This is a genomic window from Bradyrhizobium sp. SZCCHNRI20481, from assembly GCF_032485055.1.
In the GTDB taxonomy this organism is placed as follows: domain Bacteria; phylum Pseudomonadota; class Alphaproteobacteria; order Rhizobiales; family Xanthobacteraceae; genus Bradyrhizobium.
The window spans coordinates 155,077-170,222 of record NZ_JAUEUE010000017.1; the positions used below are offsets into that span (position 1 = coordinate 155,077).

The 15,146-nt window shown below is 64.0% G+C and carries 8 protein-coding genes; 2 read left to right on the plus strand and 6 right to left on the minus strand.

Annotated features, from left to right (window positions below; translation table 11 throughout):
• Window positions 1–254: 254 nt before the first annotated feature.
• The 4 genes from rpoC to rplJ form a co-directional block, all read right to left on the minus strand.
• On the minus strand, window positions 255–4,454 hold the full coding sequence (rpoC, locus tag QX132_RS26160) for a DNA-directed RNA polymerase subunit beta' (RefSeq protein WP_315737593.1): 4,200 nt from the start codon (window positions 4,452–4,454) through the stop codon (window positions 255–257).
• Between the two features lie 131 nt (window positions 4,455–4,585).
• On the minus strand, window positions 4,586–8,704 hold the full coding sequence (gene rpoB, locus QX132_RS26165; protein ID WP_315737592.1) for a DNA-directed RNA polymerase subunit beta: 4,119 nt from the start codon (window positions 8,702–8,704) through the stop codon (window positions 4,586–4,588).
• Between the two features lie 543 nt (window positions 8,705–9,247).
• Window positions 9,248–9,619, minus strand: a complete 372-nt coding sequence (rplL, locus tag QX132_RS26170; protein ID WP_315737591.1) for a 50S ribosomal protein L7/L12 — start codon at window positions 9,617–9,619, stop codon at window positions 9,248–9,250.
• Window positions 9,620–9,679: 60 nt separating this feature from the next.
• Window positions 9,680–10,198 carry a 50S ribosomal protein L10 gene (rplJ, locus tag QX132_RS26175; RefSeq protein ID WP_315737590.1) on the minus strand — a complete coding sequence of 173 codons (519 nt, stop codon included), beginning with the start codon at window positions 10,196–10,198 and terminating at the stop codon, window positions 9,680–9,682.
• A gap of 794 nt (window positions 10,199–10,992) precedes the next feature.
• On the opposite strand from rplJ, the gene QX132_RS26180 reads away from it, so the two are divergent.
• Window positions 10,993–11,412, plus strand: coding sequence for a carboxymuconolactone decarboxylase family protein (locus QX132_RS26180; protein ID WP_315811485.1), 420 nt, complete (start codon window positions 10,993–10,995; stop codon window positions 11,410–11,412).
• A gap of 106 nt (window positions 11,413–11,518) precedes the next feature.
• A complete protein-coding gene (locus QX132_RS26185; RefSeq protein ID WP_315798664.1) occupies window positions 11,519–12,043 on the plus strand; it encodes an OsmC family protein in 525 nt (174 codons plus the stop codon).
• A gap of 275 nt (window positions 12,044–12,318) precedes the next feature.
• Here the strand turns inward: QX132_RS26185 and QX132_RS26190 are convergent, their stop codons facing one another.
• Complete coding sequence (locus QX132_RS26190; RefSeq protein WP_315798665.1) at window positions 12,319–12,966, minus strand: Isoquinoline 1-oxidoreductase subunit; 648 nt, start codon at window positions 12,964–12,966, stop codon at window positions 12,319–12,321.
• Window positions 12,963–15,146 carry a xanthine dehydrogenase family protein molybdopterin-binding subunit gene (locus QX132_RS26195; protein ID WP_316163230.1) on the minus strand — a complete coding sequence of 728 codons (2,184 nt, stop codon included), beginning with the start codon at window positions 15,144–15,146 and terminating at the stop codon, window positions 12,963–12,965. Before QX132_RS26195 ends, QX132_RS26190 begins: the two co-directional genes overlap by 4 nt.

Sequence of the window (15,146 nt, forward strand, 5' to 3'; positions counted from 1 at the left end):
TAGCGTACCCGGCCCGCAAAAGATTTGCGCCGGAGCAAATCGGCGCATCGCCACGGGAGTCGACGGAAATCAGCTCAGCGGATCTGATGCTTCCAAGAGCACCTCTGTCCCTGAAGGGAAGATGAACAACGGGGCAGCAGCGCGGCAACAGGAGAAGAAAATGTCAAAAAAAGGCCGGCAACCGCCGGCCTTTTCTACGCGTGATGAACGCACGGCAGACCCCAACACCGTCAGGGTCTGCCGCAATCGTCCGTTCACTCTGCCGGCGGCAGAGCGAGCGGCTGAGGCTCGGGCTGCGCCGGCACGATCGCCGCCTGCTTCTCGCGCTCGTCGAGAATCAGCTTGTCGCGCTTCAAGGCGACTTCGCGGATGCGGGCCATCGAGGCGCCGGTGCCAGCCGGGATCAGACGGCCGACGATGACGTTCTCCTTGAGACCCTCGAGCGGATCGATCTTGCCGTTGACCGCCGCCTCGGTGAGGACGCGGGTGGTCTCCTGGAACGAGGCCGCCGAGAAGAACGACCGGGTCTGCAGGCTCGCCTTGGTGATGCCGAGCAGAACCGGAGTGCCTGTGGCCGGCTTCTTCGCCTCCTCCACGGCCTTCGCGTTGAGCAGGTCGAACTCGATCTTGTCGACCTGTTCGCCCGAGATCATGTCGGTGTCGCCCTGGTCGGCGATCTCCACCTTCTGCAGCATCTGACGGACAATCACCTCGATGTGCTTGTCGTTGATGAGCACGCCCTGCAGCCGGTAGACCTCCTGGATCTCGTTGACCAGATAGGCCGCGAGCTCCTCGATGCCCTTGATCGCCAGGATGTCGTGCGGCGCCGGGTTGCCTTCGACGATGAAGTCACCCTTCTCGACGATGTCGCCATCCTGCAGATGGATGTGCTTGCCCTTCGGGATCAGGTACTCGCGCGGCTCCTCGGTCTTGTCGACCGGCTCGATCGAGATGCGACGCTTGTTCTTGTAGTCGCGACCGAACCGGATGGTGCCGGCGATCTCAGCGATGATCGCGGCATCCTTCGGCTTGCGCGCTTCGAACAGCTCCGCCACCCGCGGCAGACCGCCGGTGATGTCGCGCGTCTTGGCGCTTTCGGTCGAGATACGCGCCAGGATGTCGCCTGGCTTCACCGTCGCACCGACGTCGACAGAAAGAATCGCGTCGACCGACAGCATGTAGCGGGCATCGCCGCCGCGGGCGAGCTTGAGCACCTTGCCGTCCTTGCCCTTGATCACGATCGCCGGACGCAGATCCGCGCCACCGCGCGTTCCACGCCAGTCGATGACCACGCGCTTGGCAATACCGGTGGATTCGTCGAGCGTTTCCGAGATCGACAGACCTTCGGTCAGATCCTCGAACCCGATCGTGCCCTCCGCTTCCGTGAGGATCGGGCGGGTATAAGGATCCCACTCGGCGATGCGCTGGCCGCGCTTGATCATGTCGCCGTCGTCGACGTGCATGCGCGAGCCGTACTGGATACGGTGCGTCGCACGCTCGGTGCCGTCGGGGTCGACGATCGTCACGACCATGTTGCGGACCATCGCGATCAGGTGACCCTCGCTGTTGCGAGCGATCGACTTGTTCCTGATGACCACCTTGCCTTCGAAGTTCGATTCCACGAAGGACTGCTCGTTCAGCTGCGCCGCGCCACCGATGTGGAAGGTGCGCATCGTCAGCTGGGTGCCGGGCTCACCGATCGACTGCGCGGCGATGACGCCGACAGCCTCGCCATGATTGACCGGCGTGCCGCGCGCCAGATCGCGGCCGTAGCACATCTTGCAGATGCCGTTGACGAGCTCGCAGGTCAGCGCCGAGCGGATCTTCACCTCCTGCACGCCAGCCTGCTGGATGGCGTCGATGTGGCTCTCCTCCATCAGCGTGCCGGCCTTGACCAGCACGGCGTTGGTCGCGGGATCACGCACGTCATCGCAGGGCACGCGGCCCAGGATGCGCGAGCCGAGCGAAGCCACGACCGTGCCGGCATCGACGATGGCGCGCATCTTGATGCCGAGATGGGTGCCGCAATCGTCCTGCGTGATGATGCAGTCCTGCGCGACGTCGACCAGACGACGGGTCAGGTAGCCCGAGTTCGCGGTCTTCAACGCGGTGTCCGCGAGGCCCTTGCGGGCGCCGTGGGTCGAGTTGAAGTACTCGAGAACCGACAGACCTTCCTTGAAGTTCGAGATGATCGGCGTCTCGATGATCTCACCCGACGGCTTGGCCATCAGGCCGCGCATGCCGGCGAGCTGACGCATCTGGGCCGGCGAACCGCGGGCACCGGAATGCGACATCATGTAGATCGAGTTGATGTCGGCATCCGCCCCCGTCGCCGTCTTCTTGGTGACGGAGATTTCCTTCATCATCTCCTTGGCGATCTCTTCGCTGGCCTTCGACCAGGCGTCGACGACCTTGTTGTACTTCTCGCCATGGGTGATCAGACCGTCATTGTACTGCTGCTCGAAATCCTTCGCCAGCGTACGGGTGGTGTCGACGATCTTCCACTTGCCCGCCGGCACGACCATGTCGTCCTTGCCGAACGAGATGCCCGCCTTGAAGGCGTTGTAGAAGCCGAGCGCCATGATGCGGTCGCAGAAGATCACCGTCTCCTTCTGGCCGCAGTGACGATAGACCTGATCGATCACGCCCGAGATTTCGCGCTTGGTCATCAGCTTGTTGATGACCTCGAACGTGACGCGCGGATGCTTCGGCAAGAGATTGCCGAGCATGACGCGGCCCGCGGTGGTTTCGATCCAGCGCTTGGCGACCTTGCCGGTCTCGTCCATGCCCTCCCAGCGATACTTGATCTTGCTGTGGAGATGGATGGCCTTGGCGTGCAGCGCATGCTCGAGCTCGGCCATGTTGCCGAACGCCATGCCCTGGCCGGGCATGCCTTCGCGCATGATCGAGACGTAGTAGAGACCGAGCACGATGTCCTGCGACGGCACGATGATCGGCTGACCATTGGCCGGATGCAGGATGTTGTTGGTCGACATCATCAGGACGCGCGCTTCCAGCTGCGCTTCGAGCGACAGCGGAACGTGGACGGCCATCTGGTCGCCGTCGAAGTCGGCGTTGAACGCGGAGCACACCAGCGGATGCAGCTGGATCGCCTTGCCTTCGATCAGCACCGGCTCGAACGCCTGGATGCCGAGGCGATGCAGCGTCGGCGCGCGGTTCAACAGCACCGGATGCTCGCGGATGACCTCGTCCAGGATGTCCCAGACCTCGGGGCGCTCCTTCTCGACCAGCTTCTTGGCCTGCTTGACCGTCGTCGACAGGCCCTTGGCATCGAGCCGCGAATAGATGAACGGCTTGAACAGCTCGAGCGCCATCTTCTTCGGCAGGCCGCACTGGTGCAGGCGCAGCTCCGGACCGACCACGATGACCGAGCGACCGGAATAGTCCACGCGCTTGCCGAGCAGGTTCTGACGGAAGCGGCCCTGCTTGCCCTTGAGCATGTCGGCGAGCGACTTCAACGGACGCTTGTTGGCGCCGGTGATGACGCGGCCGCGGCGGCCGTTGTCGAACAGCGCATCCACCGCTTCCTGAAGCATGCGCTTCTCGTTGCGGATGATGATGTCCGGCGCGCGCAGCTCCATCAGCCGCTTCAGGCGGTTGTTGCGGTTGATGACGCGGCGGTAGAGGTCGTTGAGGTCGGAGGTCGCGAAGCGGCCGCCGTCGAGCGGCACCAGCGGCCGCAGGTCCGGCGGGATCACCGGCACCACGGTCATGATCATCCATTCCGGCTTGTTGCCGGAGTGGCGGAAGGCCTCGACGATCTTCAGGCGCTTGGCGAGCTTCTTGTGCTTGATGTCGGAGTCGGTCTCCTGCATCTCCGCACGCAGCGTCTGCTCGAGCTTCTCCAGCTCGAGGCCGCGCAAGAGCTCACGGATGGCCTCGGCGCCGATCATGGCGGTGAAGCTGTCCTGGCCGTATTCGTCCTGCGCCTTGAGGTACTCGTCCTCGGACAAGAGCTGACGGTCCTTGAGCGCGGTCAGACCCGGCTCGAGAACGACGTAGTATTCGAAATACAGGATCCGCTCGAGATCCTTCAGCGTCATGTCGAGCAGCAGGCCGATGCGCGACGGCAGCGACTTCAGGAACCAGATGTGCGCGACGGGAGCGGCGAGCTCGATATGGCCCATGCGCTCGCGCCGGACGCGCGACAAGGTCACCTCGACCGAGCACTTCTCGCAGATGATGCCCTTGTACTTCATCCGCTTGTACTTGCCGCACAGGCACTCGTAGTCCTTGATCGGCCCGAAGATGCGGGCGCAGAACAGGCCGTCGCGCTCGGGCTTGAAGGTGCGGTAGTTGATCGTTTCCGGCTTCTTGATCTCGCCGTAGGACCAGGACAGAATCTTCTCCGGAGACGCAATCGAGATCCGGATCTGGTCGAAGACCTGAGCCGGCGTCGTCGGATTGAAGAGATTCATAATTTCTTGGTTCATCGTATTCTCCTCGCGGGCCGATCGGGGGTCGGCCGCAAATTCGAAAATCTCTCAACGGGCGCCTTGTCCTGACCCGCGGGGGAAGGCGCCGGCACCCGGCCGTCCGAGACGGCCGGGCCTGACCTCTTGAACTACTCGGCGGCTTCCGACGTCGGCGCCGGTCCGAGCTTGGAGTTGTGCAGGTCGACGTTGAGGCCGAGCGAGCGCATTTCCTTGACCAACACGTTGAACGATTCCGGAATACCGGCCTCGAACGTGTCGTCGCCGCGCACGATCGCCTCGTAGACCTTGGTGCGGCCGGCGACGTCGTCCGACTTCACCGTCAGCATCTCCTGCAGCGTGTAGGCCGCGCCGTAGGCTTCGAGCGCCCACACCTCCATTTCGCCGAAACGCTGGCCGCCGAACTGGGCCTTGCCGCCCAGCGGCTGCTGGGTGACCAGCGAGTACGGGCCGATCGAACGCGCATGGATCTTGTCGTCGACCAGATGGTGCAGCTTCAGCATATAGATGTAGCCGACCGTCACCTTGCGATCGAACGCATCGCCGGTGCGGCCATCATAGACCGTCGACTGACCGGAGGCGTCGAGGCCGGCGAGCTTCAACATCTCCTCGATGTCGGCCTCCTTGGCGCCGTCGAACACCGGCGTGGCGATCGGCACGCCACGGCTCAGATTGTGACCAAGCTCGATCAACTCGTTGTCGTTGAGCGACTTGATGGTCTCGTCATCGCCGTAGATCCGCTTCAAGGTCTCCTTCAGCGGCTTCACGTCCTGCTTCGACAGGTAGGCATCGACCGTCTGGGCGATGCGCTTGCCGAGGCCGGCGCAGGCCCAGCCAAGATGCGTCTCGAGGATCTGTCCGACGTTCATGCGCGAGGGCACGCCCAGCGGGTTCAGCACGATGTCCGCATGCGTGCCGTCCTCGAGGAACGGCATGTCCTCGATCGGCACGATCTTGGAGACGACGCCCTTGTTGCCGTGACGGCCGGCCATCTTGTCGCCCGGCTGGATCTTGCGCTTCACCGCAACGAAGACCTTGACCATCTTCATCACGCCTGGCGGCAGCTCGTCGCCACGCTGCAGCTTCTCGACCTTGTCGAGGAAGCGCTGTTCCAGCCCCTTCTTCGACTCGTCGTACTGCTTCCGCATGGCCTCGATCTCGGCCATCAGCTTGTCGTTCGGCGAGGCGAACAGCCACCACTGCGACTTCGGATACTCGTCGAGCACCGCGCGCGTGATCTTGGTGTCCTTCTTGAAGCCCTTCGGACCGGAGATGCCCTGACGGCCATCCAGCATGTCGGCGAGACGGCTGTAGACGTTGCGGTCCAGGATCGCCTGCTCGTCGTCGCGGTCCTTGGCCAGACGCTCGATCTCTTCCCGCTCGATCGCCAGCGCACGCTCGTCCTTGTCGACGCCGTGCCGGTTGAAGACGCGGACTTCGACGATCGTGCCCTGCACGCCCGGCGGCACCCGCAGCGAGGTGTCGCGCACGTCCGAGGCCTTCTCGCCGAAGATGGCGCGCAGCAGCTTCTCTTCCGGCGTCATCGGGCTCTCGCCCTTCGGCGTGATCTTGCCGACCAGGATGTCGCCGGCGCGCACTTCCGCGCCGATATAGACGATGCCGGCTTCGTCGAGGTTCTTCAGCGCCTCTTCCGACACGTTCGGAATGTCGCGCGTGATTTCCTCCGGACCCAGCTTGGTGTCGCGGGCCATCACCTCGAATTCCTCGATGTGGATCGAGGTGAAGACGTCCTCCTTCACGATCCGCTCGGAGAGCAGGATGGAGTCCTCGAAGTTGTAGCCGTTCCACGGCATGAACGCGACGAGCACGTTGCGGCCGAGCGCGAGCTCACCGAGATCGGTCGACGGACCGTCAGCGATGATGTCGCCCTTCTTGACGATGTCGCCGACCTTCACCAGCGGACGCTGGTTGATGCAGGTCGACTGGTTCGAGCGCTGATACTTCATCAGCCGGTAGATATCGACGCCCGACTTGGTCGGATCGAGATCCTCCGTGGCGCGGATGACGACGCGGGTGGCGTCGATCTGGTCGATCACGCCGGAGCGGCGCGCCGCGATCGCGGCGCCCGAGTCACGGGCAACGACGCCTTCCATGCCGGTACCGACGAACGGCGCCTCGGCGCGAACCAGCGGCACCGCCTGGCGCTGCATGTTCGAGCCCATCAGCGCGCGGTTGGCGTCGTCGTTCTCGAGGAACGGGATCAGCGCCGCGGCCACCGAAACGAGCTGCTTCGGCGACACGTCCATATAGTCGACCTTGTCGGGCGTCATCGGCACGACTTCGCCGGCGTGACGGCAGACCACGAGGTCCTCGGTGAAGCGGCCCTTGGCATCGAGCGGCACGTTGGCCTGCGCGACGCGGTAGCGCCCCTCCTCCATGGCCGACAGATACACCACCTCGTCGGTGACCCGGCCGTCCTTGACCTTGCGGTACGGCGTCTCGACGAAGCCATACTTGTTGACGCGGGCGAAGGTCGCCAGCGAGTTGATCAGGCCGATGTTCGGACCTTCAGGTGTCTCGATCGGGCAGATGCGGCCGTAATGCGTCGGATGCACGTCGCGCACCTCGAAGCCGGCGCGCTCGCGCGTCAGACCGCCCGGTCCAAGCGCCGACAGGCGGCGCTTGTGGGTGATCTCCGACAGCGGGTTGGTCTGGTCCATGAACTGCGACAGCTGCGACGAGCCGAAGAACTCGCGCACGGCAGCGGCGGCAGGCTTGGCGTTGATCAGGTCCTGCGGCATCACGGTGTCGATGTCGACGCTCGACATACGCTCCTTGATGGCGCGCTCCATGCGCAACAGGCCGATGCGGTACTGATTCTCCATCAGCTCGCCGACCGAGCGGACGCGGCGGTTGCCGAGATGGTCGATGTCGTCGATCTCGCCCTTGCCGTCACGCAGGTCGACCAGGGTCTTGATGACCGACAGGATGTCTTCCTTACGCAGCGTGCGCTGGGTGTCGGGCGCATCGAGCTCGAGGCGCATGTTCATCTTGACGCGACCGACCGCGGAGAGGTCGTAGCGCTCGGCATCGAAGAACAGCGACTGGAACATCGCCTGCGCCGAATCGAGCGTCGGCGGCTCGCCCGGACGCATCACGCGGTAGATGTCGAACAGCGCATCCTCACGCGTCATGTTCTTGTCGGCCGACAGCGTGTTGCGGATGTAGGGGCCGACATTGACGTGGTCGATGTCGAGCAGCGGCAGGTCCTTGTAGCCCTGCTCGTTCAGCACCTTGAACAGCTTGTCGGTGATCTCCTCGCCGGCCTCGGCGTAGATCTCACCCGTCTTCGGATTGACGAGATCCTCGGCGATGTAGTTGCCGAGCAGCTCCTCGTCCGACATGCGCAGCGCCTTCAGCCCCTTCTCCTGGAGCTGGCGGGCGGCGCGCACGGTGAGCTTCTTGCCGGCCTCGAGCACGACCTTCCCGGTGTCGGCGTCGATCAGGTCGTTCACGGTCGAATAGCCGCGGAACCGGTTGGCGTCGAACGGAACGCGCCAGCCTTCCTTGATGCGCTTGTAGATCAGCTTCTTGTAGAAGGTCGACAGGATCTGCTCGCCGTCGAGGCCGAGCGCGAACATCAGCGACGTCACCGGCAGCTTGCGGCGACGGTCGATGCGCGCGAACACGATGTCCTTGGCGTCGAACTCGATGTCGAGCCAGGAGCCGCGATACGGAATGACGCGGGCAGCGAACAGCAGCTTGCCCGACGAATGGGTCTTGCCCTTGTCGTGGTCGAAGAACACGCCCGGCGAACGGTGCATCTGCGAGACGATGACGCGCTCGGTGCCGTTCACGATGAAGGTGCCGTTCATGGTCATGAGCGGAATGTCGCCCATGTACACGTCCTGCTCCTTGATGTCCTTCACCGACTTCGCACCGGTTTCCTCGTCGATATCGAACACGATGAGGCGCAAGGTCACCTTGAGCGGCGCAGCGAAGGTCATGCCGCGCTGGCGGCACTCGTCGACGTCGTATTTCGGCGGCTCGAACTCGTAGCGGACGAATTCCAGCATCGAGGTGCCCGAAAAGTCGGAGATCGGGAACACCGAGCGGAACACCGCCTGCAGGCCCTCATCCGCTCGCCCACCCGTGGGCTCGTCCACCATCAGGAACTGGTCGTAGGACGCCTTCTGAACCTCGATGAGGTTCGGCATCTCCGCGACTTCCTTGATGTGTCCAAAGAACTTGCGAACGCGTTTGCGACCGGTGAATGTCTGCTGCGCCATCGTGGCCTCTCATTTCGTCGCCCGGAGGGGCGAACCTTCCGAAACAGCGGCTGCCACCGCCCCTTCGGGTTGAATTTCGATCCATTTCGAGGATCTGAGGCCCAAAGCCGGAACGGAAACGTCCCAGCTCTGTTCTTCAGACCAGCAAAACGCAAAACGACGCGCGAGGCGCGAGGGCGCACCCGCTCGTCACAACCATCTCGTCACGGACTGCAAAAGCCCGAAATTGCCTATCTCCCAACGGTCTAAGGGCGGAGACGCCACTCCACCGATAACCGGCTTTTCGTGCTGCCGACCCAATATGGGCCGACGATAGCCGAGATTCGAGGGCGAAGCCCCTAAATCTCCACACTTTTCCGTGTTCGGCCCGCAACGGGCGATCCTGTTGCACGCCTTTTGCAGTATCCCGGCCCGACCCGACACCTCTGCAAAACTCTTTTGTCCCGATGATGACCGGGCGATGTTACCGCCCGGTCACCATAATCTCTCGAAACCTTCGGACCTGCCTTAGGCCGCCGGAAGGCTCCGCTTGCAATCTTGCGATTACTTGAGGTCGATCTTGGCGCCAGCCTTCTCGAGCTGAGCCTTGATCTTCTCGGCCTCTTCCTTGTTGACGCCTTCCTTGACCGGCTTCGGGGCACCCTCGACCAGGTCCTTGGCTTCCTTCAGGCCCAGGCCGGTGATGGCGCGGACTTCCTTGATGACCTCGATCTTCTTGTCGCCGGCCGAAGCCAGGACAACCGTGAACTCGGTCTTCTCTTCCGCCGGAGCGGCAGCGGCAGCGGCCGGGCCAGCAACCGCGACGGCGGCAGCGGCGGACACGCCCCACTTCTCTTCCAGGAGCTTGGCGAGCTCGGCGGCCTCGAGAACGGTGAGCGAGGACAGGTCGTCGACGATTTTCTGCAAGTCAGCCATTGATCTACTTCCTTAAGATGGTTCGGTTCGAAACCAGGTTTTGAGTGTTTGCGAAGGGCGTCAGGCCGCTTCGCCCTTTGAGGCATGAGCCTGAATGACGCGCGCGACCTTGGCCGCGGGTGCGTTGGCGAGCTGGGCGAGCTTGGTCGCCGGAGCCTGGATCAGGCCGACGAGCTTGCCGCGCAGTTCGTCCAGCGACGGCAGCGAGGCGAGAGCCTTGACGCTGTCGACATTCAGGACGGTTTTACCCATGGAGCCACCGAGGATGACGAACTTTTCGTTCGCCTTGGCGAATTCCATGGCAACCTTGGGCGCCGCGACAGGATCGTTCGAAGTTGCGATCACGGTCGGCCCCTTCAACAGGGGACCGATGCCGACGACGTCCGTGCCTTCAAGAGCAATTTTGGCGAGACGGTTCTTCGAGACCTTCACCGACGCGCCCGCCTGCTTCATCTGCATGCGCAGCTTCTGCATCTGGGCTACGGTGAGGCCGGAATAGTGAGCGACGACCGCGACGCCCGTGGTCTTGAAGACCTCGTGCAGTTCCTCGACCGCCTCTTTCTTTGCCGCTCGTTCCACAGCAAGCTCTCTCCGGTTGGCGGCCTTCGCCCGAAAGCGGGACCGCCGGGTTGCACCCGCCGCCCCACCAAACCTGACCTCCGGACGGAAGAACCCGAGGACACGCAAGGCAAAACGGCGATGAATAGCCTGCCCTTCCGCAAGGCTTTATCGGCCCACGGAGTGTCGAGGTTCGAACCAAACCTGCATGCCACCACGACCAGCGCAGAGGACATGCCGAAATCCGGTCTTCACCCGTCTATGCAGGCTGGACGATTAAGCCATTGAGGAAATTGAATTCCGCGCCGGCGCCTGCAGTCTCGGACAGGATCGGGGTGATCGGCGGACCGACCTCCCCTGCGGCATTCGAGAGCAGAAAGATCCTTCTTCCTTCCGGGTCATCCAAACGGATATCCTCAAAAGGAATGCTGATCCTCTAGGCTTTCGGAATGCGCGCACGAGCGCGCCAGCAAATGCCAGCCCGCCCGGAAGCCGGTTCTTTAACGGGTCCACGGCGACTTGCCAAGACCCCCAAGAGCAAAAATCGCACCAGTTGGGCAGTTCGCGAGGCCCCCACGAGCATCCGCCAGCGCCTGACAGGCGAAGGCGGGAGCAGCCATGCGGGTTCCCACGCTCGGTCTCTCCCCCGTCATTGCGAGCGAAGCAATCCAGGGTCGAGAAGGAACTCTGAATTGCTTCGTCGCAATGACGGCGCTCGTGACGGCGGAGGTCTCACACCGGATAAGTGTAGGCCGTTGCGGCGGTCACACCGGGTCTTCACGGGCGCTTTGGCTTCGGCCGTCATCTGTGCGGCCGTGTTCGCATCCAGCCTCGGCCTGGCCGGCCAGGCAGAGGTCGATGCCACCTACAAGGACATCAAGCAGACGCTCGGCAAGGTGCCAGGCTTTCTCCACCAGGTTTCGAAAGCCGCGCTGCCGGGCGCCTGGGCCGAGGTGAAGGCGCTGCAGTTTTCGAACGAAACCGCCCTGCCGCCGAAGGTGAAGGCTCTGATCTCACTCGCCGTCTCCGCCCAAATCCCCTGTCGGTACTGCATCTGGGAAGACACCGAGAACGCCAAGCGGGCAGGTGCAACGAAGGACGAAATCGAGGAAGCCGTCGCGATCGCCGCGGTGGCCCGGCACTGGAGCACGATCTTCAACGGCATGCAGGTCGATTTTGAGACCTTCAAGAAGGAGCTTGGCGGCGACGCGCAAGCGACTCCACCTGCCAAATAAGGCGAACACCATCGGCAATGTGCCAAAATCGGGATGCCGGACGGAAAACGCTGCCGTCGGCATCCCATGGCGTGACTTAGAAACCCACGATTGGAAGGAGGCAAGGATGCCCATCGTTTTCGGAGAAGCTGTCAGCACGGTGAAGGATATCGTGTCCGTGATGAAGAAGCATGGCGATGCGGTGCGCGGGACCTACCGTGCCCGCTACCGCTTTGATCCGCAGTCAAGCGATCCCTACACAACACCGCTTCTGGAGCGGCCGGCGAGCCTGAAGGACAATGCCCCGTCTGTCGTCTATCCCTGGGAACAGATCTTCGCCGCTGCAGCCGTCTGTGCCGGCTCGGACTATCCGATGCTGGCGGCGCATGCCGGCACCGATCTGCGTTCGGTCGAGTTCGTCGCGGAAGGCGTGTTCGACCCGCGTGGTGAATTCGATGGCCTCGAAGGGCTCGAGGCGCCCGTCGAGGCCCGGCATTGCTACCTATCCCTCCACCTCCGCGCCACCCTGAGTTCCTCCGCGCCGCGTGCCGAACTCGAGAAGATCCATGAGCGCGCCATTTCCCACAACATGGTGCTCGGCGCACTGAGGGGAATCCCCATGACCAGCGAGCTTGTGGTTCGGCAGGCATAGAGGTCAGATCGTCGCGTCCATGCCTGATGACTCGCGCCCACAGTCAAGCATCAAGGCTCTGATGGCCCACCATATCGCATCGTCCAGATCGGCACCTGACCGGGCCCATACTCATTTCCGATCCACAGTGTGCCGCAGATCTGCAGATAGGCGTAAGGCGTGCCATCGAACATCACCCACGCTCGCAATGACGAGGAGGGAGTTCGTCACGTCACGAGCATGGCAACGTTCGCGCGATCTGTCGGGTGTCGTGGCACCCGCCAGGGCCGTGCCGCCTACCCCTTCGGGCAGGCCCCACCGGCATCGGCCCAGGCCTTGATCAGCTCGCCGAACTGCTTCTGGCTGCCCGGCGCCGCCGTCCGCCCTGCTCCCGGATTCCAGCCCCAGCCGACTAGTTCGTCCTCAGCCATATGATGAATCAGCTGGGCCATGGTCTTGCCGCCGTTGAGCTTCGGGTCCTTGATCTGGGTGCAGATCTGGCCGAGCGATCGGCCCTGCCAAGCCATCTCGATCGGCGCCAGCTGCCACTTCGGATTGCCGGGCACGCGCGCCGGGTCGAAATTGGCTTCGTGGTGACAGGTCGTGCAGGCGAGCCCGCCGGGCGCGCCCATGCCGGCCTCGCCGCGGACCACCAGCGGCTGGTGCGGAATCATCTTGTCGGTCTGGGTCGGACGATCGCCGGCCGGATGGCAGTTCATGCAGCGCGGCGACTGCAGCACCTTGCCGGCCTCCTCGAACAGCGCCACCGCGCGCTCCTCCCTGTTCTTGATCTTCGCGAAGTCCGCTGCCGGCTTCAGGCCATTGGCCACGCGGGTCGCCTCGGGCGCGGCATAGGCGCGCTGAAGCCCCGGATAGGCCGCGACGGCAACCGCAGCCAGGCAGCCGGCGAGCAACGCCATCGCCCCCGTTCTAACCAGTCTCATGCAGTGTCTCCCGGCCGGATCGGCAATTGCGTGGGGCGCGGCAGGCCGAGCTTCGCCATGGCGTTGGCGACGGCCGGTCCGAGCGGCGGGACGCCGGGCTCGCCTACCCCCGATGGCTTCTCTGTCGACGGCACGATCGCGACCTCGATCTCGGGCATCTCGTGGATGCGCAGCGAGCGGTAGGTATCGAAATTGCCCGACACCGGACGTCCCTCGTCGAGCGGCTGCTGCGCATAGAGGATGTGGCCCAGCGCAAAGCCGATGCCGCCCTCCATCTGGGCGCGGATGATGTCGGGATTGACCGCGACGCCGCAGTCGACAGCGCACCAGACCTTGTGCACGACCGGTCCGTCGGCGCCCATCGACAGCTCGACGACCTGGGCGACGTAGGTGTTGAAACTCTCGACCACGGCAACGCCGCGGGCGCGGCCCGCCTCGAGCTTGGCGCCCTTCCAGTCCGCGAGCTCGGCGACCGCCTTGAGCACACCGGCGTGACGCGGCTTGTCGGCCATCATCGCCAGTCGCCCCTCCACCGGATCCTGGCCGACGGCTTCGAGCAGCTGATCGACGAACGCCTCGACAGCGTAGCCGGTATGGGTGTGGCCGACGGAGCGCCACCACAGCACGGGCACCCCGACATCGACCTGGTGCAGGTCGCAGCGGAAGTTCGGCACCTGGTACGGGATCTCGTTCGATCCCTCATAGGCGGTCGCATCGAGACCGTTCTTCATGGTCATCGCCTCGAACGGCGAGCCCTTCATGATCGACTGGCCGACGATCGTATCCGACCACGCCACGATCTTGCCGTCGCGAACGACGCCGCGCATGCGATGCAGGCTGAACGGCCGGTAGTAGCCGCCGCGCATGTCGTCCTCGCGGGTCCACACCAGCTTGACCGGACGTCCCGGCCCGATCGCCTTGGCGACCTGCGCCAGCTCCATGGCGACATGGGTCGACTGCTGCGCGCGCCGGCCGAAGCTGCCGCCGGCGAGAATCGTCTTGAGATCGACCTTGGCGATGTCGAGCCCCAGCACCTGCGCGATCACGGCGTGATCAGGCGTCGGAAACTGGCTGCCGTAGCGCGCCGACGCCGTGTCGCCCTTCCAATGCAGGAATGCGTTGATCGGCTCCATCGGCGCATGCGCCAGATAGGGGAAGACGAACTCGGTCTCGATCAGCTTGCCGCCTTTGGCGATCTCGGCATCGACGTCGCCCTCCTGCTTGACCAGCGCGCCCTGCTTCTTCGCACGCGCGCGAAACTCCTCCAGCAGCTGCGCCGTGCCGCGCGTCTCCGCCTTGCTGTCGTCCCAGGTGATCTTGAGCAGGTCACGTGCCATCTTGGCCGGCCAAAAGCCCTCGGCAGAGACGGCGACGCCATTCGGCACCTCCTTCACGTCGACGACGCCAGGCACGGCCATCGCTGCTGATGCGTCGAAGGAGGCCACCTTGCCGCCGAACCGCGGCGAGCGCGCCACCAGCACGGTCAAGGTCCCCGGATCCTTGATGTCGAGCGTGTACTCGGCCGAGCCGTTCGACTTCGCCACGCTGTCGAGCCGGGTCACGGCGCCTTCCTTGCCGATCAGCTTGAAGGCGGAGGGATCCTTGAGCTGCGGGTTCGCCGGCACCGGCTGTTGCATCGCCTTCGCGGCCAGCGCGCCGAAACCGCTCTGCTTGCCGGAGGGATGTCTGACGATGCCTTTATCGACCGTGATCTCCTCGGCCGGCACCTTCCATTCGTCGGCAGCCGCAGCCACCAGCATCGCGCGCGCGGCGGCCCCGACCTTGCGCATCTGCTCGTAGGAATTGGCGATCGCGCTCGAGCCGCCAGTGCCCTGCACCCCGAACAAGAGATTCTTGTAGAGCACCGGATTCGAGGGCGCATGATCGGCGCGCATCTGCGACCAATCGGCATCGAGCTCCTCGGCCACCAGGGTGGCCATGCCGGTGAACGGGCCCTGTCCGAACTCGATGTGCTTGCAGAGAACGGTGACGGTGTCGTCCTGGCCGATCACCAGAAACGTGTTCGGCGCGATGTTGACGGATTTTGCCGCAGCAGCGTCCTGCGCGTAGGCGACGCCGTTGCGCGCGACATAGGTGGCGAGCACGAACCCAGCGCCGGCTTTCAACAGCGAGCGGCGCGACAAGGTCGCAGCGGCTTCGGATTTCACATGAAGGTTCAT